16 protein-coding genes and 1 pseudogene are annotated in these 25,604 nt (G+C 39.5%); 12 read left to right on the plus strand and 5 right to left on the minus strand.

Annotated elements, in window-relative coordinates; genetic code table 11:
- Positions 1-17: 17 nt before the first annotated feature.
- A complete protein-coding gene (mutS, locus tag F902_RS08000) occupies positions 18-2,657 on the minus strand; it encodes a DNA mismatch repair protein MutS (RefSeq protein ID WP_005202524.1) in 2,640 nt (879 codons plus the stop codon).
- Positions 2,658-3,323: 666 nt separating this feature from the next.
- On the opposite strand from mutS, the gene F902_RS08005 reads away from it, so the two are divergent.
- From F902_RS08005 to F902_RS08040, 8 genes are all read left to right on the plus strand, one after another.
- Positions 3,324-4,850, plus strand: a complete 1,527-nt coding sequence (locus F902_RS08005) for a TerC family protein (protein ID WP_005202529.1) — start codon at positions 3,324-3,326, stop codon at positions 4,848-4,850.
- A gap of 196 nt (positions 4,851-5,046) precedes the next feature.
- A complete protein-coding gene (locus F902_RS08010; protein ID WP_005202532.1) occupies positions 5,047-5,991 on the plus strand; it encodes a DUF4424 family protein in 945 nt (314 codons plus the stop codon).
- A 106-nt stretch (positions 5,992-6,097) separates the two neighbouring features.
- A complete protein-coding gene (gene mumR, locus F902_RS08015; protein WP_005183446.1) occupies positions 6,098-7,009 on the plus strand; it encodes a LysR family transcriptional regulator MumR in 912 nt (303 codons plus the stop codon).
- 345 nt (positions 7,010-7,354) lie between these two features.
- Positions 7,355-8,608: an NRAMP family divalent metal transporter gene (locus tag F902_RS08020; RefSeq protein ID WP_005202535.1), complete on the plus strand. Its 1,254-nt coding sequence runs from the start codon at positions 7,355-7,357 to the stop codon at positions 8,606-8,608.
- A 35-nt stretch (positions 8,609-8,643) separates the two neighbouring features.
- Positions 8,644-9,408: a LamB/YcsF family protein gene (locus tag F902_RS08025; protein WP_005202537.1), complete on the plus strand. Its 765-nt coding sequence runs from the start codon at positions 8,644-8,646 to the stop codon at positions 9,406-9,408.
- A gap of 2 nt (positions 9,409-9,410) precedes the next feature.
- Positions 9,411-10,226 carry a putative hydro-lyase gene (locus F902_RS08030; RefSeq protein ID WP_085942817.1) on the plus strand — a complete coding sequence of 272 codons (816 nt, stop codon included), beginning with the start codon at positions 9,411-9,413 and terminating at the stop codon, positions 10,224-10,226.
- A 33-nt stretch (positions 10,227-10,259) separates the two neighbouring features.
- Positions 10,260-11,846, plus strand: coding sequence for a 5-oxoprolinase subunit B/C family protein (locus tag F902_RS08035; RefSeq protein WP_005202541.1), 1,587 nt, complete (start codon positions 10,260-10,262; stop codon positions 11,844-11,846).
- Positions 11,843-13,561 (plus strand): acetyl/propionyl/methylcrotonyl-CoA carboxylase subunit alpha, encoded by a 1,719-nt coding sequence (locus tag F902_RS08040; RefSeq protein WP_005202544.1) that lies wholly within the window; start codon positions 11,843-11,845, stop codon positions 13,559-13,561. Before F902_RS08035 ends, F902_RS08040 begins: the two co-directional genes overlap by 4 nt.
- Before the next feature lie 84 nt (positions 13,562-13,645).
- On the opposite strand, the gene pgaD is transcribed toward F902_RS08040, so the two are convergent.
- From pgaD to pgaA, 4 genes and pseudogenes are all read right to left on the minus strand, one after another.
- Entirely contained in the window at positions 13,646-14,119 is a 474-nt protein-coding gene (gene pgaD, locus F902_RS08045; protein WP_005202546.1) for a poly-beta-1,6-N-acetyl-D-glucosamine biosynthesis protein PgaD, read from the minus strand.
- A pseudogene (pgaC, locus tag F902_RS08050) lies at positions 14,116-15,359 on the minus strand (poly-beta-1,6-N-acetyl-D-glucosamine synthase). The gene pgaD and the pseudogene pgaC overlap by 4 nt, the downstream one beginning before the upstream one ends.
- Entirely contained in the window at positions 15,356-17,170 is a 1,815-nt protein-coding gene (pgaB, locus tag F902_RS08055; RefSeq protein ID WP_005202549.1) for a poly-beta-1,6-N-acetyl-D-glucosamine N-deacetylase PgaB, read from the minus strand. Before pgaB ends, pgaC begins: the two are co-directional and overlap by 4 nt.
- Complete coding sequence (gene pgaA / locus F902_RS08060) at positions 17,170-19,635, minus strand: poly-beta-1,6 N-acetyl-D-glucosamine export porin PgaA (RefSeq protein ID WP_005202550.1); 2,466 nt, start codon at positions 19,633-19,635, stop codon at positions 17,170-17,172. Before pgaA ends, pgaB begins: the two co-directional genes overlap by 1 nt.
- A 690-nt stretch (positions 19,636-20,325) precedes the next feature.
- Between pgaA and F902_RS08065 the strand changes: the two genes are divergently transcribed.
- From F902_RS08065 to F902_RS08080, 4 genes are all read left to right on the plus strand, one after another.
- Positions 20,326-20,667, plus strand: coding sequence for a hypothetical protein (locus F902_RS08065; RefSeq protein ID WP_005202551.1), 342 nt, complete (start codon positions 20,326-20,328; stop codon positions 20,665-20,667).
- A 502-nt stretch (positions 20,668-21,169) separates the two neighbouring features.
- A complete protein-coding gene (locus tag F902_RS08070; protein WP_005202556.1) occupies positions 21,170-22,186 on the plus strand; it encodes an AraC family transcriptional regulator in 1,017 nt (338 codons plus the stop codon).
- A gap of 524 nt (positions 22,187-22,710) precedes the next feature.
- Positions 22,711-25,056, plus strand: coding sequence for a TonB-dependent hemoglobin/transferrin/lactoferrin family receptor (locus F902_RS08075; RefSeq protein WP_005202557.1), 2,346 nt, complete (start codon positions 22,711-22,713; stop codon positions 25,054-25,056).
- Positions 25,057-25,280: 224 nt separating this feature from the next.
- The gene (locus F902_RS08080; RefSeq protein WP_005202559.1) at positions 25,281-25,565 is read left to right on the plus strand and encodes a hypothetical protein; all 285 of its coding nucleotides are present in this window, start codon (positions 25,281-25,283) and stop codon (positions 25,563-25,565) included.
- Positions 25,566-25,604: the final 39 nt, after the last annotated feature.

A 25,604-nucleotide genomic window follows, 5' to 3' on the forward strand; every position in this document is an offset into this window, starting at 1 on the left:
TGTTCCAGAAAGTACATTTAAGATTTCAGAGCAGCTTTTAGAGAATAAAGCTGCTCTAATGCCTGACGTGGTGTTAAATCATCGACATCGATTTGATGTAATAATTCTAAAGCAGGTGATGGTTTTTCAACCTCAATAACTCGCTCAATGACTTGAGTTTCGATCTCATGTTCAACTGCACTAAACAAATCATTCTGCACGCTACTTTGCAAATGTTGATGCTGTTGTTTTTCCAAGATCTTCAAACGTTTTTGTGCTTCTTTAATCACGTTGGCAGGGATACCAGCTAATTTGGCAACCTGTAAACCATGACTTTGGCTAGCCGGGCCATGTTGAACTTTATGCAGCAAAATCAAATTGCCATTGAGTTCTTGTGCGGTAACATGATAGTTATCAATGCCCGCTTCACCACCTAATTCTGTTAATTCAAAATAATGTGTTGCGAATAGGCACAGGCATTTCACCCGTTTGGTTAAATCAACCACACATGCCCAGGCCAAAGAAAGACCGTCATAAGTACTGGTACCACGACCAACCTCATCCATCAGCACTAAAGACTGACTGGTGGCATGGTGCAGGATCTGAGAGGTTTCGGTCATTTCCACCATGAAGGTCGATTTACCTGTCGATAAATCATCAGCAGAACCAATACGAGTAAAGATACGGTCAATCGAACCCAGTTTTGCTGATTTAGCTGGTACAAAACTACCGCAATAGGCAAGCAGACTAATCAAGGCGGTCTGACGCATAAAGGTCGATTTCCCCCCCATGTTTGGTCCTGTAATAATCGCCATACGATGTTGGCTATCTAGGAAGGTGTCATTTGGGGTGAATGGGGCTTTATTTAAAGCTTCAACAACAGGGTGGCGACCTGCCTGAATTTTGATACTGGTTTCAGGCGTATATTCAGGTCTAGCCCAATTGTTGAGTCGAGCTTGATGTGCAAAGTTTGCTAGCACATCAATATAGGCAATTGCAGCACTCATCATCTGTAAATGTGCAATATTTTGACGCAATTCATCGAGTAATGATTCAAACAAAAGCTTTTCACGAGCGAGGGCACGTGATTCGCTAGAAAGAACCTTATCTTCAAAACCTTTCAGTTCAGGTGTGATATAACGCTCTGCATTTTTGAGGGTTTGACGACGAATATAGTCCGCTGGAGCTTGTTCTGCCTGCGCACGGGTGAGTTCAATATAATAACCGCTGACACGATTGTATCCGATTTTAAGGGTATTGATCCCAGTACGTTCGCGCTCTTTTATTTCCAAGTCAATCAGGAATTGTCCAGCATGATCACGGATTTTACGTAACTCATCCAGTTCATCATCATAACCTTCTGCAATTACATTGCCATCACGTAGTAATACGGGTGGACTTTCAACAATTGCAGCCATCAAATGTTGATGCAGACTCTTAAAGTCACCAAGCTCTTCATCTAATTGAATTAATAACTTAGATTGCTGGGTCTTTAAAACAGGATCTAAGGCGTGGCGTAGGTAAGGGATTTGTGCACAAGCTTGACGCAGTTGTACTAAATCTCGTGGACGAGCACTGCCGAGTGCAACACGACTTAGCACACGTTCAATATCGCCAATCTCTTTTAAAACTAGACGAAGTGGCGATTCATGATAGCCCTTTAACAGTTGTTCGGTTGCATCAAGACGTGCATCTAAAACTGCCGTGTCACGAATAGGCTGCATTAACGTGCGGCTTAGTAAGCGTCCACCCATGGCAGTTTGGCAGTCATTAATCAATTGGAACAGCGATGTACCATGATCAAACAACGGTTCAATAATTTCTAAATTACGACGCGTGATTGGATCAAGTGCAATGAAGTCTGTGCTTTGTTCAATTTGAATTGAACGAATATGGGGTAAAGCTGTTTTTTGGGTTTCTTTCGCATAGTGAATCAACGCTGCGGCAGCAGCTTTCGCGAGTGGAATCGGATCTAATCCAAACCCAGATAACGTTGAAACACTCAACTGATCGCACAATGTTTTTTGTGCATTATTCAAATTAAAATCAACGTTTGGACGTTTGGTGATTGGACAGTCCAGATTTTTTTTAATCTGTTCAATAATATTCTTATCAATAAGATCTTCGTCAATGAGGATTTCGCTTGGCATTAAACGCGCCAGCTCAATTGCAAGTTGCTCTGGTTTATAGTCTTGTTGCTGAACTTTAAAAATACCTGCGCTCAAGTCGAGCAAAGCAAAACCAATTTGATTTTGTTGAATACACAGTGCGACTAGATTTGACGATTGATAGCTGCCAAGTAAGGCATCATCGGTTAAGGTTCCTGGCGTTAAAATACGGACAACTTTACGTTCTACAGGACCTTTGCCTGTGACTTCACCGACTTGTTCACAGATCGCGACAGTTCGCCCAGCTTTGACTAAACGCGCGAGATAACCTTCTGCTGCATGATAAGGAACGCCAGCCATAGGAATAGGTTGACCACTGGCTTTGCCACGATGAGTCAGGGTAATACCTAAAAGTTTGGCTGCTAGATGCGCATCTTCAAAGAATAGCTCGTAAAAGTCACCCATACGGTAGAACAGCAATGCATGCTGATAGTCTGTTTTGACTTTGAGATACTGCTGCATCATCGGCGTATGAGATGAAAGGTCAGCCATGATTTCAGCGCTATTCATGTATGTTAAATCCTTAAATTTAAATAATAAATAAGTTTAGTTTGAACGTTTGGCTGTCTCGCCAATTCTAACAACCACTGTAAAATTCGACTTAATTGCCAAGAAAGTATACCTTTGAAAGGCCTTCTTTTCTGTCAAAATTAAGTCAACAGGGTATGAGAAATTAAATGACTTCCTCAGTCGCTCATCTTAACAAATTGAGAAAGATTCACAAAAAGGAATCCGCGATGTGTGAAGAAATAAACAGCAAAAGAATGGTACTCGATGAACTAGAGCAATCGGCCAAGTGTCGCTATAGCATTAAAATTGGTAAGCAAAAATAGCTTAGATTATTTGCTTAGGTCTCTTTTAAATCTGAAAAATAATGTCCTTAATTGTTTGGTTTAATGGGTTTTATTGTGAATCTCATTGCTTAAAATATGTAACAAATTATTCAAAATATAATTAAAATATGAGCTTTAATTCTATATATCATATTGATATTTAATTGATTTGTTCATATTTGTTTAGCTTGTATATGATTTTTAAAAAAATAAACTCAATTCTGAAAGATTAGGCATAATCAGAGCAACTATTGTCAAAAAGGTTAACATAAATGGATCCCTCGCCGGGTACAAAGTTAAAATACAATTTCATGACTCCTTGTTTTTATGTAAGGAGTAAATAATGGAATTTTTATTAGATCCAGGGATTTGGGTAGGTTTGCTTACTCTGATCGTTTTAGAGATTGTTTTAGGGATTGATAATCTCGTCTTTATTGCCATTTTGGCAGATAAACTTCCTCCTTCCCAACGTGATAAAGCCAGAGTCATTGGTTTATCGCTCGCCTTGATTATGCGCTTGGGCTTACTGTTCGCCATTTCTTGGTTAGTCACCTTAACCAAACCGCTTATTTTTATTTTTGACTGGTCTTTTTCGGGCCGAGATCTGATTCTTTTATTCGGTGGTTTATTCTTACTGTATAAAGCGGTAAGTGAATTACATGAACGGATGGAAGGCAAAGCAGAAGTCAAAATTACCACCAATGTGGTCTATGCAAGCTTTACTGCAGTTGTCGCCCAGATTGTGGTATTGGATGCCGTATTCTCATTAGACTCGGTGATTACCGCCATTGGTATGGTGGATAATATCTACGTCATGATGGTGGCAATGGTTGTGGCCATGTTGGTGATGTTGCTGGCTTCTAAACCCTTAACAGAGTTCGTCAATCGACATCCAACCGTTATCATTCTCTGCTTAAGTTTCTTACTGTTAATTGGTATTAGCTTGATTGCTGAAGGCTTTGGTTTCCATATTCCTAAAGGCTATATCTACTCGGGTATTGGTGTTGCGATTGTGATTGAGGCATTCAACCAGTTTACGCAACGTAACCGTTCAAAGCATGAGTCGAAGATTCCGCTACGTAATCGAACTGCGGATACGATTTTAAAGCTTATGGGTGGCAAGGCCGAAACCACTGCGACCAATCCGCTGCAACATTTGCAAGCACAACAAACATTTGATGACCAAGAACGTTATATGATCGGGGGCGTATTAACACTGGCAGAACGATCTGTGGCTTCAATTATGACGCCACGTAGTCAAATTTCTTGGATTAACATCAACGAAACGCCTGAAAAAATACGCGAACAGATTTTATCTGTACCGCATAGTTTATTTCCTGTATGTCGTGGCAGTTTGGATAAAGTATTAAGTGTGGTTCGCGCCAAGGAAATCTTGGATGTACTGGATGATGAAGCGCAATTAAAATCTTTGATCAAAGCACAACGTCCGATCTTTATTTTTGAAAAAATGAAAGTGATTGATGTGATCAATACATTGCGGACTTCTAAAGGCTCATTGGTACTGGTTAATGATGAATTTGGAAATGTGCAGGGATTAATTTCACCGTTGGATGTTTTTGAAGCCATTGCCGGTGAGTTTCCAGATGCAGATGAGCAGCTTGATTTGATTCAAGTTGATCAACGTACTTGGAAAGCTGCAGGCACGTTAGATTTGTATCAACTTGAATTACAGTTAGGCGTCGATTTAGTCGATGAAGAGACCGCTTATATTACCGTGTCGGGACTTATTCTCGATAAAAGTAACGGCCTAGTGGAAGTTGGCTCAATGCTGGACTATCAAGACTTACAATTTGAAGTGGTCGAGATGGAGAGCAATCGGATTAAAACGGTAATGATTCGATTAAAGTAAATCATCTTGCTAAAAGCAGCGTTCAGGGTTTGATAAAATTTTGAACTTGAATATAAAAGTTTGAATCAGGGGAGTAGTTTGTGATCAACAGACTGCTCCTTTTTTAAATGTACAATAAGTAAAAAAGTAAACATATGCGCCTTTAAGCCGCTATGATTGATCCTGATAATGACAGTCTTAAATTGGACACTTAAAAATGAAAAAAATCATCTTGGCATGTTCTATTTTGCTGCAAATACCGACCTATAGCCTAGCTAATGATTCAACAGGCTATGTGGGAACGGGCGGAGTGGCCTATCTTAAAAATGAGCATGTTGCGATGCAAAGTGAAGACTTATTTATTAGCAAAAAACTGATTAAAGTGAATTATCTTTATAAAAACTTAAGCAATAAAGATGTGACGGAAACCATTTTGTTTCCCTTACCACGTATCGATAACTTCTTTGAAGCGGATTTTGCCCATACCGAAGCATTGCTAAAAAGCTTTAAAATTATTGTTGATGGTCAAAATATTCAGCCAGAAATGCATGTGCGTACTTTTATCCAAAAGGATGAAAAGTCGCCGTTGATTGATGCAACAGATCTATTTAAACAATGTGGTTTTAGTCAAACCGACATGCTTAATCCTTGGATGCGTAACAATGATGACGATCGCTATTTTGTCGATAAATTAAAGCAATGTAAGCAGCCACAAATGCAGAAGATATTGGCGAACTTTAAAAAAGATGATGAAATTCCATGGTCGTCTCAAGTGATTTATAGTTGGAAGCAAACCTTTAAAGCCAATGCTCTGACCAAAATTCAGCATCAATATCAACCTTTGGTGGGTGGCGCGGTTGCTCTATATCCTGATGAATATAATCAAAACTTTTGTATGGATGCGCAATTTAAACAGGGCTTAAAAAAAGCCAAAGCAGAGAATTCACCGTTTAATGCTTTAAGCTATATTCTGACCACGGGGGCAAACTGGGCTAAACCGATTGAAAATTTTAAATTGACGATTGAGCGTGATAAGAATGAATTGGTCTCATTTTGTTGGAATGGCAAAGTCGAAAAAATTAGTCCAACGCAATTTCAGATGACCAAGCGCAACTTCGTTCCCAAACAGGATTTAGATATCATCTTTGTGAGTGTGAAATAAGTCGGTTTGCAAATGACTGCAACAAAAATCAATAAATAGGTAGCTTAATCAGGCGGATCACTCCCATACTATATAGTGAGAAAAGGATAGCGAGCTTTGGTTTAAAGTGAATTTAAAGAATCTAGAAGCATTTTACTGGGTGGTGACGCTGAATAGTTTTAATAAGGCAGCGACAAAATTACAAACTACTCAGCCAGCGGTATCACAGAAAATCACCGCGATTGAAAATGACCTTGGATTTAAAGTTTTAGATCGAAGTTTTCGCCAACTGAAACCGACGCACAAGGGGATGACCTTATTTAAATATGCTGAAAAGTTGATGCGTTTAGAAACAGAACTGATCGCAGAATTAACTGAAAATCAGCATTTGACTGGCACAATTCGTTTGGGCGTTTCGGAAACCATTGTCTACACATGGTTGGTGGAATATATCGAGAAAGTTCAGCAAGAATTCCCTAAAGTTTCTGTAGAAATCGTGGTTGATCTAACCCCAAATTTACAAGAAGGCGTCCGCACAGGTGATCTCGATATGGCCTTTTTACTCGGACCAACGCTGGCTTTTGAATGTATTGAACAGGCACTGTGTGATTTTGAACTTAGCTTCTTGGCTTCACCTTCATTTAAAGGAGGGATTGCTCAAATGTCATTTAAGACATTAATGTCTCATACCATTTTGACCTATCCAAAAATTACCTACCCCTATAAAGAGCTGAAAGCCAAAATGAAGGAACAAGGACTGGATGAGCCGCTTTCGATCACCAGTTATTCTTTGGCAACCTTATTACGTCTTGCCGAGCAAGGCTTGGGGATCGCTGTGGTGCCGACTTTAACCGCTTTAAAAGAAATTACCGATGGCCGATTAGAAATATTAAATACGCCAATCAAGTTAAAGACCTTTCACTTTACCTCGATTTATATTCAAGGCAATGATGCTGCATTGAAAGAAAAATTAACCGATGTCGCCGTGATGGTTTCTGAGAGCGCGATGAAAAGCTTGAATGAGAAAATAAAAATTTGAGGTACTTAAAGTAAGCTTCTGTAAGAGCCGTGTATGTGGGAATCCAACAGCTGCTGAGTTAAAAAATTATAAAAGCAGCTTATCAGGAGTGATAAGTAAAATTTATCTTCGAACTAATCATAAATAAAAAGTAATTAAATTCAATGGATTGGTTATAATTTTATATCTAAAAAGTCGTATTGTTCAGTTGGCTTGCATATGTTTTTATTTGAACGAGAAGATTTGATTACCCATCGCTGAGTGGGAGAACAGGGAATCTTTGTGATTTAAAAAGGGTTAAAGAAGATCGTTTATAAACAAAATGATGCTCTTGGATCAAGTCAAAAATCGCGTTATTGAGCTCAAATGGATGAGGAACGCATCAATATGTCTTTACTGAAATCTTCTTTGCTATCAGATCGCCAATGGGCCATTGTCGCCTCGATCTTTATGATGGCAACCTCTGCCATGGGACCCGGGTTTTTAACCCAAACTGCTGTATTTACAGTGAAACTAGGGGCTGCATTTGGTTTTGCCATTTTAGTTTCAATTTTGATTGATTATGTGGTACAGCAGAATATTTGGCGTGTAGTGACACTGACGCAAATGCGTGCATCCGATATTGCCAATAAGGCCTTACCAGGCAGTGGCTATTTACTTGCATTTCTGGTGATTCTAGGCGGTTTCTTCTTTAGTATCGGAAATATTGCAGGTGCTGCATTAGGTTTGAATGCATTGTTTGGTCTGGATATCAAATGGGGCGGTATCCTCAGTGGTGCATTGGCGATTTTGATTTTCGCTTCCAGAAAAGCCACGCTTGCGATGGATAAAAGCATGATCGTATTGGGATTGTTGAAAATCATCCTGATCATCATTGTGGCTGTGATTGTGATGCCGCCTGTTGGACAAGCGGTACAGCAAACCTTTGCGCCAGATCAGATTGACTTTGCCATTATTACCACCATTGTTGGTGGCACGGTGGGGGGCTATATCTGCTATGCAGGCGCGCATCGTCTACTCGATAAAGGTGCAGTTGGCCCTGAAAATATTGATGAAGTAGCAAAAGCTGCGACCAAGGGCATTGTCGTGGTTGGGATCATGCGCTATGTCTTATTTTTAGCCTTCTTGGGTGTGGTGGTGAGCGGTGCAAGCATAGATCTCGCTAGTCATAATGCCAATCCAGCGGCACAAGCATTCCAGTATGCTGCGGGCACATTTGGTTATAAATTATTTGGCCTGATCTTTTGGGCAGCGGGTATTAGTAGCACCATTGGTGCAGCCTATACCTCGGTTTCATTCTTTAGTGCATTTAAAAAGAATTTAACCCCAAAACAAAGCAACTATACCACCATCACTTTTATTGCCTTAGCCTTATTACTCTATGTGGTATTGGGGGCAACGCCAGCAGGTCTACTCATTTTTGTCGGTGGTTTTAATGGTTTAGTGTTGCCGATTGGCCTTACAATTTTTGTGTATGTTGCAGCTTGCCGTAGAGACTTGATGGGCAATTATAATTATCCAAAATGGTTAATTGTTTTAGGTGCACTCACCTGTGTATTGACGTGGTGGATGGGCTATATGTCATTTACGACCGTGTTTAACTATTTGACCAAACTTTAAGCCAGATAATCGTACAGCGAAAAAGGAATGATGCCATGTTTGTAGATTTAAACAGTGATTTGGGCGAAAGCTTTGGCTCATGGAAAATGGGCAATGATGACCAGATTTTACCTGTGGTGACCAGTGCTAATATCGCATGTGGTTTTCATGCAGGCGATCCTTTGGGGATTTTAAAAACGGTTGGTAAAGCCGTTGAATTGGGCGTCAAGATTGGGGCGCATGTGTCTTATCCCGATCTGGTTGGTTTTGGCCGCCGTAATATGGATGTGTCACGTGACGAACTGATTGCCGATGTGCTGTATCAAATTTCTGCACTGGATGGTTTGGCAAAAGTGGCAGGCTCAAAAGTGCAATATGTAAAACCGCATGGTGCACTCTACAACACCATTGCCCATGACCAAGCTCAGGCAGCCGCAGTGATTGATGCGATTAAAATGTACAATCCTGAACTGGTTTTAGTGGCTTTGGCGGGGTCGAACTTGGTCGAGCAGGCACGTGCTGCTGGTTTAAACGTGGTGTCTGAAGCATTTGCAGATCGTGCATATAACAGCGATGGCTCATTGGTATCTCGTCGTCTAGAAGGGGCGGTTTTACATGACTCGGCATTTGTTGCCAGTCGTGTAGTTTCAATGCTTAAAAATGGTGGGGTCGAGTCAATTGACGGTGTCTTTACCCCAATTCAAGCCGACACGATTTGCCTACATGGTGACACCGACGGTGCACTAGAAATGTCGGCAGCCATTAAAGCTGAGCTTGTGAAAAACAAGATTGAAATTCGCCCATTTGTAAACAAAGCATAAGGATGAGCACCATGTATAAGGATATTAAAGTCGATCCAGTTCAGCTTGAAGCCGCTTTAGATGCGCGTTTAAAAGTCCGTGCAGGTTTCGATAAACCGACAGCAGGGATGGCCGCGGGCATGACACAGGTGAATATGATTTCAGTGCCAAAAGCGTGGGCCTATGACTTTTTACTCTATGCGCATCGTAACCCGCAAAGCTGCCCAGTACTTGATGTGCTCGAAGAAGGTATCTATGCAACTCAGCTTGCAGCAGACTCAGACATTCGAACTGATTTCCCGCGCTATCGCATTTGGAAAGAGGGTGAAATGGTTGAAGAAGTGACTGATGCCAGCGAGATTTATAATGCCCATCCTGATTTGGTGACTTTCCTGATTGGTTGCAGTTTTTCGTTTGAAACCGCTTTGCAAGAAGCGGGGATTGAAGTTCGTCATATTCATGACAACACCAATGTGCCGATGTATCTCAGTAATATTCCATGCCAACCAGCAGGGCGTATTTCAGGCAATATGGTGGTTTCCATGCGACCAATTCCATCGCATCAAATTAGTGAAGCGGTAAAAATTACATCACGTATGCCAAGCGTGCATGGCGCACCTGTACATATTGGGCATCCTGAAAGCTTAGGAATTTTAGATGTAAATCAGCCTGACTTTGGCGATGCCTCTCGTATCGAAGCAGGTGAGATTCCTGTGTTTTGGGCATGTGGGGTAACACCGCAAGCCGCTGTTATGAACTCGAAAATTCCTTTTGCGATTAGTCATGCACCAGGTCATATGTTGATTACCGACATCCCTGACCGTGCTTGGATGGGCTAATTGGGCTAAAGAACCTTTAAAAAGGATAAGCAAATGCGTTTTTTATCGGTAAACGCCGATTGTTTTCTGATTGAGCTTGCGAGCCTCGAAGAAACATTGGCGTTGTACAATAAATTGCAACATACGCCATTGAATGGAATTAAAGACTTAGTCCCTGCTGCAAAAACAATTTTGGTTTTCTTTAATGAGATCGAAACTAATTTTAAAACGCTGGTTGCTTCAATTCAGAACCTCAAAATTGATGTTGGATTTGAGCGTAACAACCAAGAAGTGATTGTGCCGATTCGCTACGATGGCGAAGACCTTGCTCAGGTGGCAGAGTTGCAAGGGTTATCGATCTCGGATGTGATTAGAACGCATCAGCAAAGCATCTGGAATGTGGCTTTTATTGGTTTTGCGCCGGGCTTTGCCTATATGAGCAGTCCCGATCAACCATTTACCGATATCCCACGCTTAACGGTTCCGCGTAAAAAAATACCCTCAGGCTCTTTGGGTTTGGCTGGAAAATACTCTGGTATTTACCCCAAAGACAGCCCAGGTGGCTGGCAGTTGATTGGGAGCACATCGGAAAAAATGTGGGATTTAGAGCGTAAAAACCCTGCTTTGCTGTTACCAGGTATGACCGTACATTTTGAAGATGTCACGCATCGTCCAACCACAGTGACTGTACCACAGCAAATCACCCATACAGTTGAACCTCAACAATCGATACCGCTGTTTACGATCACTGCACCAAGTTTACAGATGCTGATTCAAGATGAAGGGCGCTTAAATCAGACCAAGATTGGTGTTGGAATGGCAGGTGCAATGGATTTATCTGCCATGCACAGTGCTAACCGTATTGTGGGGAATCCAACCGATACACCCGTTATTGAAGTTTTAAATGGTGGCTTAAAAGCCAAAATGCAGTCTGCGGGTGTTATTGCAATTGCAGGTGCTATTTCAAATATTCGTGTGAAATTTGCCGATGGTCAAAGCGCAGATTTTGCAAGCGATCAACCGATTGATCTGGACGCAGGCGATGAGTTTCAAATTCAGCCACCGACAGCAGGCTTACGAAACTATCTGGCAGTTCGTGGTGGTATCGATGTTCAGCCTGTACTGAATAGTGCTTCATTTGACAGTTTAGCGGTATTAGGGCCAGAGCCGTTAAAGCTCGGAGATACCATTTACCAAGGACAGATAAAGGCAGCCAACATTAGTGTCAATGAAGTAGGCAAAAGCGATTTGCCCAAAGCTGGCGAAGTGGTTGAGCTAGATATTGTGATGGGGCCGCGTACTGACTGGTTTGAACAAGATAGTATTGAACTGCTCTGTCAGCAAGAATGGTTGGTAACGAACGAAAGCAACCGAGTTGGGCTCAGATTGTCAGGTGAGCAGTCTCTAACTCGCAAAATTACACATGAACTGGAAAGTGAAGGCACATGTATTGGTGCTTTGCAGATTCCACCGAGTGGCCAACCTGTTTTGTTTATGAATGATCATCCTTTAACGGGCGGATATCCTGTTATTGGCTCTGTTGCTAAACACCATTGGGACTTGGTGGCACAGATTCCAGCAGGTTGTCACATCAAATTTAAAAAAATTGCCGAATTTACAGATTTTGAGAATGAAAGATGAAAAATGAAAAATTACTGATTGCCAATCGTGGTGAAATTGCCGTTCGTATTATCCATGCTTGCCGTGATATGGGAATTGCATCGGTCGCGTTATATGCTGATGACGACATTGGCAATATGCATGTGGAACTTGCAGATGAAGCATGGGGTTTGGCTGGTGCTAACGCCAGTGAAACCTATTTAAATATTGCTGCCATTATCGAGATTGCAAAGAAATCCAAGGCAACCATGGTGCATCCCGGTTATGGTTTTTTATCTGAACGTGCTGAGTTTGCCCAAGCCGTGATTGAGGCAGGTTTAAAATGGGTCGGGCCATCACCGAGTGCCATTGAAAAATTAGGCGATAAAATCGAAGCGCGTAAAATTGCGGCTTCAGTGGGCGCACCGTTGGTGCAGGGGACCCAAGACCCACTCAATAATGCAGAAGAAGCTTTGGATTTTGCTAAACAGTTTGGTTTACCAATTGCCATCAAAGCGGCATTTGGTGGTGGTGGCCGTGGCTTAAAAGTGGCATGGAAACTCGAAGAAGTTCAAGAGCTTTATGAGTCGGCAGTAAGGGAAGCAAAAGCTGCCTTTGGTCGTGGTGAATGTTTTGTTGAGCAATATCTAGATCAACCGCGCCATGTCGAAGCACAGGTGATAGCTGACCAACATGGCAATATTGTGGTACTTGGAACGCGTGATTGCTCGTTGCAACGTCGTAACCAAAAGTTAGTCGAAGAAGCGCCAGCGCCATTTATTAGCGATGAGATTTATCAGCAAATTTTAAGCTCGGCAAAAAACATTTGTCAGGCTGCAAACTATGTGGGTGCAGGAACAGTTGAATACTTACTGAGTCGTGACGGCAAGCTTTCATTCTTAGAAGTAAACACCCGTTTGCAAGTCGAGCATCCTGTTACTGAAGAAACAGCAAAATTTGATTTGGTGGTAGAACAAATCCGTGTCGCACAAGGGCATACCTTGTCGATTCAAGAAACTCCAAAAGCACAAGGCCATGCGATTGAGTTTCGTATCAATGCCGAAGACCCAGCACGTGGGTTCATTCCTGCATTTGGTGTGCTGAGCTTATTTGAAGCGCCGTTTGGTCATGGTGTACGCGTCGATACAGGGGTCCGAACTGGGTCATTGGTCTCCAGTCATTTTGACTCACTGATGGCAAAACTGATTGTGACGGGCCCAACCCGTGAAGTGGCAATTGCCCGTGCTAAACGTGCGTTAAAGCAATTTAGAATTGAAGGTGTAGCTTCGGTTTTAGACTTCCACCGTGCTGTACTCAATGAACCTGACTTTACCGATGAATTTAATGTACACACGCGTTGGATCGAAAATGACTTTAAACAAGATTTAAAGCCAACTAAACGTGGTATTCCAAACCATCAACAACCCATGTTGCTGAGCTATATTGAAATTGATGGCAAGTTACACCGTTTAGGTCTACCTGCGGGCATGTTTGCACAAGGCCCAGCAACCGCAATCCAAGCACAAACTGCCGAGCTTGAAGTGAGTGCAGAGCATTTACTGGCACCGATTAATGGTGTGATGAGTGCATGGAAAGTTACACAGGGTGAGCAGGTGACCGAAGGTCAGGTTGTCGCAATTATGGAAGCCATGAAAATGGAAGTGCCTGTGCTTGCACATCGAAGTGGGGTCATTCAAATCGTGGCAGAACAGGGAAACAGTTATCAGGTAGAATCGATTATTGGCATGATCGAATGATACTCGACACCAGTCGGTATGCTTGAAATTGAAGCGATGAAAAGAGGCAATTGATTGCCTCTTTTCATTTTCGTTCGTGAATATTTATCTCAGTTCATAGTCAGCTAAAATACCTTCCTGGTTATAGTGCAGTACAATGTTTTTTGAGCGTTGAATTTTGGATAGTTCATCCTTTGGAATCAAAAATCCCTCAGCAAGAATGGAATGGCTCACGTTAACCACTGTCGTTTTTTCCGTGTTTCGGTATCGCAACCAGTTATAGCTCGCCCATAACAACAAAGAGGCACAACAGATCATCACCATCAAGGCGAGCCAAAAGAAATTGTGGATCTGTACGCTCATCTGTTCTGCAAAAATATAGTTTTTGATCAGTTTACCTTGGTATAGCCATAAAAATATCGCCAATAACGGTAAAAATAGCAGTGTCCAGAGTGCCCAACCGATCCCTTGCAGCAAATAATGCGCGCCTTTGTTTTTTACATACCGATGTTGGTCGATATATTCAGGAATATCTAGCTGTGAAACATCCTCAATGATATTTAAATGTGATTTGTTCATTCGGCCTCACCTTTAAAACCACGATCTGGGCTGACCCATCTCGCTCTTTTGTTACGTGTAAATAAAGCTTTGGGAACAGCAAACACAGTTGTTGCTGCACCGAGCATCCAAAAAAACAGGGGATACCAAATCACCCAAAAGTAATTTCTAAGGAAACGGTTTCCGTCATATCGTTTGTCAATGAACAAGCTCACAAAAAATTGAATCAGACAGGTAATGGCTAGAATTACGCCGTACCACTGTGGAAATAATGATTTGATGTGCCATTCTGCGGATAGCGGAACAAACAACCCAAGGAAAAACAGGACAATGATCAGCAAAATGACATAGGCCCAGACCATGCTGATGATCGCTTCAAGCGCGACAGGCCACATTTTGAGTGCTGAAATCTTAAAGAGTTTGGGAAAATAGGTTTTAATGACTTCGACACCACCTTGAGCCCAGCGCAATCTTTGTTTCCACAGCCCCTTAAATGTTTCAGGCATATAGATGTAGCACAGCGCATTGGGAACATAGTGAATATCCCATTCAGCGAGCTGAAGTTTCCATGAGATATCAATGTCTTCAGTGATCTTATCTTCTGACCATAATCCTACTTGCATGAGTGCCGTTTTTCTAAAGCCTGCAATCACACCTGAGACTGTAAAAATACGTCCATAAGTCCGTTGGGCACGTTTAATTAAACCAATAATGGATGAAAACTCACCGACCTGTAGTTTTCCTAAAATACTGGAGCGATTTAAAATCCGAGGATTACCAGTCACGGCGCCGACCTGATTAAAAGCTGTGAGTTGATGCATCATCCAAATCGCAGCATGGGGATGCAGCAAGGCATCTCCATCAATACAAATCAAGTATTCATATTGGCTGACCATCATGCCTGAACGTAAGGCAAAAGCTTTGCCTTGATTTTCTGCCAGATGCACAACCCGTAAATCTGGATGTTCAAGCGCCAACTCATCTAAAATTTTTGCGGTATCGTCTGAACTGCCATCATTGACGGCAATAACTTCAAATTTTGGATATTGTGTTTGTAGTGCAAACCGTATGGTTTCTCGAACTTGAGCTTGTTCATTAAAACAAGGAATGATAATGCTGCATCCTTGTTCTGAAATCTCGGGTAATTGTTTTGCTTATATTCGCGTTTAAAGTAGAACCATAAACCACCAACCATCCATGTCCATGCCATGACTAAGGGATAGATAAAGGCAAATAGGAAAAGAATTTCCATTAAGGTCATGGTTGTTCTCCATTTACGTGCTGCTGGATAAATGGATTGCGATAACTCATTGGACTGTCATTTAAACTGAGTGGTGTAAATAGTTGTTCATGTACCGCTTTTGCATTATCAAAACGGTAATTGCTTAAAACCAATTTTTGAATTCCATGTCTTTGTAAATTTAAATAGTGTTGCTGCAAGCGTTGTAGTTGCTTTGGCGAAGATGGATTGTGATTCACTAAAGTCACCATCAGTCTGGCTTTTTGTGAAGCAGTTAAATGACCCACTTGTTGTATAAATTTTTGATAGCTATTGATATTGTCTAGACTATCAATTTCAATATTCAATAAAGATACGAAGGGTAGATAGGTGTTAACAATTTGCTTTAGTCCCTGATCTGCTAAATCAGTCAGAGAGAGCTGTAAGATTAACTGGAAGGTATTACTTTGATTGAGATAAGGTGCGACAGCCACTTTTAGTTGTTGTGTTAATTCTACGATTTGAGCCTCTTTTTCCAGACAAGCTGTATTCACAACAGAGCTATAACGACAAGCCAGTTGCTGGTCTGTTTTTAAAATAATGCCATCCAGATTGGGATTATTTCGAATCAGATCTTTGCTTAAATCGATAACTAAATGCGCTTGTTCTGGGTCTGGGGCAATCGGCATCTGGGTATAAACTCGATGAAAAACCCGTGTTCGTGTCTGCCATTGGGTGCGGCTTAATATATCTTGAGCCAGTTTTAGATGAGTTGTTGGAAAGTAGCTCTGAGCATATGCAGCATTCTTTTGATCAGTGAATGCATTAACGATTAAAGTATTGGTTTTTAAGGCACTTAAATTATTTAATAAACTGCCTAACTGCTGATTAAACTGTGTATTGTCTTGTGAGAATTGAGCTAGGTCAAATTGTACAGCTCGAATAGGTTCATAATCTTGTAGTTGAGCGTATTCCATAAAACCAGTGAGTTGTTCACGTAGATTTTCAGCTGTTGGGTTATTTGAGATAATACCGCGTTGAAAGGTTGCGTCATTGCTGTCATTTAACTTTTCCGTCCCTAAACTAAAAGACAGAGGAAAACCTGCTTGATTGGCAATTTTAGTGACTTGTTGATTGACCGCACCATAGGGCCAAATGATTGCAAGCGGATCTATTCCTAATTTTTGCTGTAACACCTGCTTGGATTTCACCAGATCAGTGTAGATCCGTTGGCTATATTCTGACTCAGTTTCATAGCGTTTTTGAATCGGATCGTATTGTCGAGTCAAGGCGGCAGGCTTTTCATTTTTCTGCATATTGGCCAATAGGCCTTTATGCAAATCATGGCTATGGCTGGCAAACTCAACTAAACCTGATTTTTGGATATCTTGGAGTTGTTTCCAACTCATCAAATTATTTTGACCATAGGCTTCATAAGCTGCTTGAGTATTGCCTTCGGTCCAACTGGTCACCAAAGCAAAGACCACAGGGATTTGATATTGTTTTACTAAAGGATAAACATGGCTGTATCCGCTTAGGGCACCATCATCAAAACTAATTAAAACTGCATTTTTCGGTAATGGAACACCATGTTCCCGAGATGCCATAATTTGTTTGAGGGTAATTGGAGTCCATTCAGAACGTTTCAGCCATTCAAAAAACTGCACTAAGTTTTGGGTATTAATTGCATAGACATCTCGGTCGCCATTCTTCAAAACATCATCACGCACATCATGAAAGGTCAAACTGACAAAATGATGAGCGTCGAATTTAGCAGGTTCCGCTGCAACAAGATGAACTGGAAGCAGAACTGCACAAGCGGAGAGTATTTTAAAAATATTCAAAAAATTCATTAGAATCGCCCTCCAAAACCGAATAGGGCATAACTTTGTTTTTCATTGATGCCATCATAGGGATGTAGTTTCCAACCAACGCCATAATGCAATGCCCAGATCCGTGACAATTGCCATTCATGTCGATATTGCACATCAAAAATCGGTTTGGCAGCGTAATCCTGCTGCTGGAACAGTCCTGCATCAATAGAAATATTTTGATTAAAATGACGTTCATAACTTCGCCAAGTTAACCAGTCATGACTCATGTTAATCGCAAGGCTATAACTTTGTTTAGGGCTAAAATAAGCAACATTATCTAAACGATTTTTTCCTAGAAATGCAGAAAAGCCTGCTTGTGTGGTGTGATGAGCAGCTTGGAAAATACGTTGCTGGTAGTTTGCAAAAAAGTCTTGGCGTGTGTTGCCGTCACTGATCTTGGTATAGCTATATCCTGCATCGACTTGCCGGGATTCATGTTGTTGCCATCGAATTGCTGCGCCGTAAGACTGGCCATTTTCGTCTTGTTCAATGGCTTGTAACGGAATATTGGCTTGGGTGTTGATGGATAATGCGTACTGCCAATAATCATTGAGTTGGTGTGACCAATCTGCTCTTAGGCCTTGACGCTGACCCTCAGTATTTTGAGAGGCAAGCAGCACCAAATTTTTACCTTTGTCTTGCCATTGCAGGCCTAAACCAAAGCGTTGTTCTTGTAAATCACCATCGGCGTATTTTCCCCAAATATCTTGATGCTCAACCAAGAGGCGATAATTGTCTGTGAGCCAAGGTGAATATAAGGTGGTGTTGGATTCACGATCACCCGTTCCTTTGAGTGATTGGAGTAATTGGTTTTGCTCAGAGCGGCTACGTGAAAAGCGGCTTTCATGGCTCATACTGGCGTGATTACGATCATTCAATTCTTTACGACTTTTTATGACGCTGCTATCGTTTGGGTAGTCTTCAATAAGTGCTTGAGTTTGTTGCTGCCAAGCTTGGATATCGCCAAGTGCTTGAGTGTTTTGCATGACATTAATGCGTGTGTATTTTGATTGAGGTTGTAAACCATTTAAACGCTCAATCGTTTGTTGAGCTTGACGAGGTTTTTCGCGCCAACGTTGGATTTTGGCCAGGTCATTTAAAAATTGCGCATTATTCGGAGCTTTGGCTACGGTGTTATTTAGATATTGTTCTGATAAATCCAGGCGGTTGCGATAAGCCATATTTAAAGCCAGCAAAGACAAATATTCATTTCGATCTGCATGTACACTTTTGTCGACACCTTTCGCTTCACTGTATTCATATGTGGGAATCAGGTCATCAATGACGTGAATCAAGGTATTTGCATCTTTATATTTTTCTTGTTCGATTAATGCATAATAAAGTGATGTATACAGGCTGATATCGGGATAGTTTTTCTCCGTGAGCAAGCTGCGGTAGATTCTCTCGGCTTCGGCAGGTTGTTGATTTGCAAGGTATGTATTTGCAATCGCATGCCGTGTATAGGCAGGCATTTGTTCAACTGGTGGTACGGTGACTTGATTTAATAGGCTCAAAAGCTGTTGTGTTTTGCCTCGATAACTTAAGGCGTAGAGATAGTCATAATAGAAGCGATTAAACATGGCTTGATCAGCTGGAATCTGTTGCGCGATTTGTTCTGACTGCTTCAAGACTTGATCGAGTTGGGCAAAGCTTTTACGGTCACTTTCCGCACGGGAGGATAAATATTTCTGTTGTTTAATCGCTTCATTCACATGCTGTGAAAAGCCTCCGATTTTATTCTGCCAAATAAAATTCTGGTTTTTATCAGATAGGTGGTGCTTTGCAGAAAAAGCAGCTGTCATTTCATAGCTCCCCAGTGCCACCAAAATATTCAAATACTCATGTTGAATGGCTTCATTATTCGGTTGTTGGGTATAGGCCAACTGAATGGCTTGTAATGCATAAGTGTATTGTTGCAATAACCGATAAACATAAGCGGCTAAGACCAACTGTTCAGCATTCATTTGCGTTGTATCAAGATTCTTTAATTGCTGTGCTGCTTCAGTCGGTTGTTTATTTTCTGCAAATAGCGCCGCTTTAAGAATTGTGACCTGCATGCTGTTATGTATTTGATAAGGTTCAAATTTATCTAATAGTGCCAATGCTGCAGCAAATTGCTTTTGATCCCGTAAAAGTTTAACTGTTGCGAGTTGAGCATATTCTGGGAAGTGCCTTGGCTGAATACGTTGGGTTAAATCAGTTAGGGTCACTTGTGGCAGAGCTTGAATGCGTGAGGCAGATAATAAGTAGTCAGCTAGGATGTACTGTTGATCTGGGTACTGCCGCAATAAAGATTCAAGTGCTGTTAACCCTTGTATAGGTTGTCCATTCTTAATTTGCGAAACTGCTTTTTCTCTTAAAAAATCAGATGGATGTGCATGTGAAATATTAGACATAAAAAAAAATAACAGGCTGGCTGGAAAGAGAGTGTGAAAATTTTGCATAAAGTGTTTAAAGCGTATGTTAATTATCTTTTTTATTTTAATATGTGATTTAAATCACATATTGTTTTGCTTGTGTACGGCAATGTTGATTGGTTTTATTTAAATAAATATATATTAATCAGTATTTTATTTATTCATTGGTTTTCAAGATCTAGATTTTCACAGGGCTTTTATGTTTTTTCTGTCCATGCGTTTGTGTATTTTATGTTTTGTATTTGAGTCGTGTAGATTGAACAAAAAATATGAATAACTGAGTGGGAAAATAAGTTAAATAATAATATTTAAGATATATAGTTAAGTTTTAATAAATATATTTTTAAGTAAAATCATGTGATTGTATCATTTATTTGACATGTACATGTTTGCTCTAGATGAAGTATTGAGCCGACGAAAATCATAAATATAAATTAACTTTGCTTTTGCATTATAATTACAAAAAATAAACCTATTCTATTTTTAATTTAACTGCCTTTAACACTTTAAATATTTGTATTTTATATTTATTTAAGTTTTTTTATAAATTTTATTTTCAAAAAGTTAGCTACTTTGATGGGCTTTGTTGAAGACTTTTCTCAATAGTTGTTTTTGTATCTAATTGAATTTATATAATAAATATTATTTTGCTAAAGACGTTGGTAAACTGTTTTTTGAAAAAATGATAACTTTTGTGTATTAAATGCTAATTATTTTATGAGCAAAGGCGTTATTTTAACTTTTATATTATATAGCCAAGGTGTAAATGTGGTATATAAAAAAATTACAGTATCCGATTATCGGAAGATAAATAAAGGAAGTGAAGTTAAAGTAAGTAAAAAATATCTGAATTATAATTTGTTTTTTTTACTGGTCATGTGCTTGTGGAATTCAAATATTGGCTATGTTTTTCTGTTTTTGTATTTTGTGAATTATATTTTTGAGAAAATGAGTGATTACTACTTTTTGGTTGGATTTTCTTTGTTATTTAGCTTTGGCTTGATTGTTTCTATTTCCTTTTTAATGTTTATTGTTGAGCTTTTTTTTTCGTCAAAATAATTTTGAATTTATCGTATAGGGGAATAAACAGGACTTTAATCGGTCTTGATATGTTATAAATTTTTGCACCAAATTGAGGCGGTGTGTCGTCATTTTAGCGCTTTAAAATAATTAAAAATTTTTTGAAAATAGTCAGTATTCATAAATATGAAATAATGTAGATGATAAAAATGAAATATAAAAAATATAAAAATCTAATTGTTGAATAAAAAATCACTTTTAACTCTCCCTTTCGTGAAGAGACTTTTGCAATCTTGAAACTTTCCTTTAAATGATAAGTTTTTTTATAGAAATGATAATTTTTTTATTGAATTTTAAAGTAGATTTTGAGCATTATCTGTGATTGATATCACAAAAAATGGATTTTTTGCCGCATTAGTATGAAAAATGGAAAACTGGATTATCGTTAATTTTTAAGGTCGATTAAATAATGTACTTGTGTAACTGGTTTTTTGATTCCTTCTCTGAGGTGGGCTTTTAGATATGATATGAGTGGGGAGCAATGGTTTTGAGTCATCCTAATCAGGTTAAATTAATATCAAGTTCGATGCTTAATTTGTTGATTAATTTTTGTGTAAAAAATAATCTTAAAAATGTAAAATATTTGAGTGATTATAAAACAAGTGAACTGATTCCAATCGGGGAATGGATTGAACTATTAGAGGAAATTAATCAAAAACAGACTAAACCAACACTTGGACTAGAAATATCAAAATATACTCAACCTAAACATCTTGGTATTTTAGGATATATTGCTTCATCATGTGAAAATATATTAGATGTATTAAATGTATTTATAAAATACCAAAGGCTCTTTTGTGAGGCTAAGCCTGCAAAGATGTCTATTTCCGATCAGTTTATTGTCATTCGGTGGGGATTTGACCCTTATCTTAAAAATAATCATTTGGTAGATGAATTATTAATGGGGGTTTTTTATAAACTTTTAGATCAATTAGTACATCCGAATAGAATAGAAGTGAAAAAAGTCAGTTTTAGTACAGAGAAAACCAAATTTTTTTATAACTACGAAAATTTTTTTGGCTGTCCTATCGAGTTTGAAAGTGAAGATGTTGAAATATATATTTCCATGACCAGCCTTGATTTAGAGGTTTTTAATGCTGATCCTGTGTTAAATGATATTTTAATTAAGCAGGCAAATGTATTGTTGTCAAAACGTCCTAAGCTTGATCTTTTTGATGAGTTAATACAGAAAACAATTATTCAAGCTATAAGTAAGGGGAATATCAGCGTGGAGGAGGTTGCAAATAAATTGGGCTTACCAGCTCGGATATTTCAACTGAAATTAAAGCAGCAAGGATATACCTTCAAAGAAAGATTGAATCAGGTTCGTAGAGATTTGGCTTTTGATTATCTTGCCGATCTCAATTTGAGCATTCTGGACATTTCAATGTTATTGGCCTACCAAGAACAGACCTCTTTTATCCGGGCATTTAAGTCATGGACTGGGATGAGTCCGTTACAATATCGGAAGAAAAAAATTTTAAATCATCGTTCTTGATTCTGGCATGTTCCTACTGCAATGTTGCTGTGTAGGAGGTTCAACTTTAGGCCATCTAGCCAATACTTGTCCTAATCATCACTTATTGGCTATATATCAAAAGCATCATAAGTGGGGCACAAATCAAATTCTGAAAATAGTTAATCTCTACTTCAATGATTGAAACAAAAACAATTGCAGTACAACGGATGAGAGCATTTTAGATGTCTTAAAAATTCTATCGATCCATTTACATTTATTTAAATGCAAGTGATAATCAATATTGTTTGTGTCGTTTTATTGAATTGAATGAGATACCTTCCCTCAATCCTCCTCGACAGCAGTTGATTCATCGTCGTTCTCCACAGAGCGACGTCATACTGCTGTCAGACGCTAGTCAATTAGGTTTGCAGTCTGAATGATTTGGCGTTTGCTGCAAGCGCTTTATTGAAGCTTAATTTTTATTATTTTTTATATCGTTAAGACGTCGATTATTTTAGGACCTCGTTTAGGTTGCTGATGATTTTTATCTTCTGGTGAAGTTTATGTCCCAATCTCCCTCTCAAACAAAGGTGATTAAGCCTCTTGTACTGGCTATTGCTTTATCTATGTATGCCTCGACCATACCTGTTTATGCAGATAATACCAAGGTTGTTCTGGCAAACACCGTCACAAAAGTACCGACCGTACAAGACACATTGTCTAAGAGCAATGCTCAGAATCAAATTTATCAAATGACGCCAATTGTTGTACAGGCGGATAAGGAAGATACCATCCAGTTTGGTCAGAGTGTGTTAAATCAAAAGGCCATTGACCGTTATCAAGCCAACAATGTTGCACAATTGCTGGACCATATGCCAAGTGTGGGTTCGGCAGGTTCACCGCGACCAGGTGGGCAAACCATTAATATCCTTGGTATGGGCGGGGTTGAGGATGTTCCGATTACCTTGGATGACTCGGTTAAAAGTTTCGATAAATATCGACAAGGCTCAGTGTTTATTGAACCCGAACTGTTAAAGAAAATTACGGTCGATAAAGGTCCACATAATGTTGAAGTTGGAAATGGTGGTTTTGGAGGGAAAGTCACCTTAGAAACCAAGGATGCCGCTGATTTATTGGTTGATGATAAAAATATCGGTGCTTTTTTGAAATATTCGCGATTCTCCAATAATTCACAAAATACCTATACAGGTGCTGTGTATGGAAAGAGTGAAAATGGTGTCATGGATGGGATGTTCTACTATACCAATCGAGATAGTGGCGATGTTCAACGCCCTGATGGCAGCAAGTTTTTGTATTCTGCGCAGCAGCAGGATACGTATTTGGCCAAACTCAATTTTCATCCGACAGACAGCCAAAAAATTAGTTTGAATGCGATGCAAAGTGGGCATAAGGGCTGGGAACCTTTTGCAGCAATGCGTGATCAAGATGCCGTTCCAACAGAAGCGGATATTAAAAAATATGGATATGAGGAGGCATGGAAACGTCGTTTGGTCTATCGCGATCAAAACGATAGCAGCTATTCAGTTGGATATGAATTAAATCCTGAATCAAATCCTTATGTAAATTTAAAAGCAACAGCATCGTATTCAAAGACCGATCAACATGATCAAAGATTACCGAGCGTGACTGGATCGGCGGCTACACTGGGCAATGAAAGCTGGGTAACTTATACCAATACAGCGTTTAAGCTTAGTAATATCAGTGATATTACAACTGACTATGGCACACATAAATTAAAAGTTGGGGCACAATATCAAAAGATGGAGCAGAACTCACTCATCTATGATAAGAACAACGCCAAAAAACCAGACTATAATTTTGGTTATTATGAGCCAAATTATATGCCTTCAGGCAAACAGCAAATGTTGAGTACATTTGTAGAAGATCAATACCAGATTGATAATTTCACGATTACCCCATCGCTTCGCTATGATCATATTACCAATACAGGTCATCCAAACCGAGCATCACGTTATAATGACCCAAGTGCAGGGCATGATTATTCCAGCAAGACCTATACAGGCTGGTCACCACGTTTGGCCTTGGCGTGGAAGCAAGCAGATTATCTCACTTGGTTTGCCAATATCAGTAAAACATGGCGCGCCCCTCGTGTTGATGAGCAATATTATGTGCAATCGGCAATGACCTCTGTGCCATCAACCAGTCGCTATTTATTGCCTGAAAAGATGTTGGCGATCCGTCTGGGCAATGAAATGAATTTTGATGATATTTTTTCAGAACAAGACCATCTGCAAGTCCGGTTGACTTATCACCATAATCGGGGGGGCGATGAAATTTTCCGCAATCGATCAACCTTTTGTAAGGCACAAGCGGAAAATAATGCCAATGGTGGAAATGGCAGCATTAATGACTGTAATGGAAACTATAAGCATGGCTTTTACCGTAATGTCACTGACTATACCATCAAAGCCTATGAGGCCGAGATTTTCTACAATCAGCCGACTTGGTTCACAGGTTTAACCTATTCTTATATCCGTGGTCAACGTGATAATTCACCTGTAAACCCATGGTTTGAACAAAAAACATGGATGACGGATATCCCTCCGAAAAAAGCAACAGCAACCTTAGGTGTGAATGTGCCTGAGCATCATTTAACAATGGGCTGGCGAGGGATATTTGTTGCTAAACAGGATCGTAGCCTGTCTGATAATGATAAATCGATTGCAGCATCCTCTTTTTCATTACCCAAAACTAAAGGATATTCACTGCATGGTATTTATGCGGATTGGCAACCTGTTGGAGAAAAAGGGCCTACTTTAAATTTCTCAATCGACAATCTATTTAATCGAGACTATAAAATGTATTTAGGTGAATATATGACCGGTACAGGTCGTGATTATAAGCTCAGTATTTCACAGCGATTCTAGTGGTCGTAAAGAGTCGTATTTAGCGTGAATTTTAGCATTTATCCAGCGGGTACAGATGTGAAGGAGTATCTAAGCATCTGTACTTTTCATTTAGAATATAACAATGTCCTAATATGATTAAATATTTAAATTTTCACTAAATGATAATTTTTTAATGCTTTGATGTTAATTTTTCAGTGAATGCTTTTTATACAATAAAGGGAGCTTTTTGCAGAGCATTGATAATGAAAAAATGGATTTGCTTGACCTGTGGAAAGTACAAAAAAATTGACCCAGATAATTTGAAAACAGGCCAAATTGTTTTCTTTTATCAGTTTAAAATTGATGCAGAAGAAATTCAGAAAATAATAAAACACGGCATTATCTTAAAACGGAAAAACAAAATTTTAACCATATTGGATGAAGGAGAAATTTTTTACTTACTTGATCGGGATGTATATCCGATCGATGCACCTGTTGATTTTATTTATAATATGTTCGGAAAATGTAGCTGTTCCCTCCATGACTAATAAGAATAATAGCATTTTGATATTAAATAACATTATTGG

Source organism: Acinetobacter higginsii (assembly GCF_000369525.1).
Classification (GTDB): Bacteria; Pseudomonadota; Gammaproteobacteria; order Pseudomonadales; family Moraxellaceae; genus Acinetobacter; species Acinetobacter higginsii.

Coding starts and splice junctions, on each gene's coding strand:
- F902_RS08025 (WP_005202537.1), top strand. CDS start 8,644: ATGTTTGTAGATTTAAACAGTGATTTGGGCGAAAGCTTTGGCTCATGG.
- F902_RS08075 (WP_005202557.1), top strand. CDS start 22,711: ATGTCCCAATCTCCCTCTCAAACAAAGGTGATTAAGCCTCTTGTACTG.
- pgaB (WP_005202549.1), bottom strand. CDS start 17,170: ATGAATTTTTTGAATATTTTTAAAATACTCTCCGCTTGTGCAGTTCTG.
- F902_RS08035 (WP_005202541.1), top strand. CDS start 10,260: ATGCGTTTTTTATCGGTAAACGCCGATTGTTTTCTGATTGAGCTTGCG.
- F902_RS08020 (WP_005202535.1), top strand. CDS start 7,355: ATGGATGAGGAACGCATCAATATGTCTTTACTGAAATCTTCTTTGCTA.
- F902_RS08030 (WP_085942817.1), top strand. CDS start 9,411: ATGAGCACCATGTATAAGGATATTAAAGTCGATCCAGTTCAGCTTGAA.
- F902_RS08065 (WP_005202551.1), top strand. CDS start 20,326: ATGAGCAAAGGCGTTATTTTAACTTTTATATTATATAGCCAAGGTGTA.
- F902_RS08080 (WP_005202559.1), top strand. CDS start 25,281: ATGAAAAAATGGATTTGCTTGACCTGTGGAAAGTACAAAAAAATTGAC.
- F902_RS08010 (WP_005202532.1), top strand. CDS start 5,047: ATGAAAAAAATCATCTTGGCATGTTCTATTTTGCTGCAAATACCGACC.
- F902_RS08005 (WP_005202529.1), top strand. CDS start 3,324: ATGGAATTTTTATTAGATCCAGGGATTTGGGTAGGTTTGCTTACTCTG.
- mutS (WP_005202524.1), bottom strand. CDS start 2,657: ATGAATAGCGCTGAAATCATGGCTGACCTTTCATCTCATACGCCGATG.
- pgaD (WP_005202546.1), bottom strand. CDS start 14,119: ATGAACAAATCACATTTAAATATCATTGAGGATGTTTCACAGCTAGAT.
- pgaA (WP_005202550.1), bottom strand. CDS start 19,635: ATGCAAAATTTTCACACTCTCTTTCCAGCCAGCCTGTTATTTTTTTTT.
- F902_RS08040 (WP_005202544.1), top strand. CDS start 11,843: ATGAAAAATGAAAAATTACTGATTGCCAATCGTGGTGAAATTGCCGTT.
- F902_RS08070 (WP_005202556.1), top strand. CDS start 21,170: ATGGTTTTGAGTCATCCTAATCAGGTTAAATTAATATCAAGTTCGATG.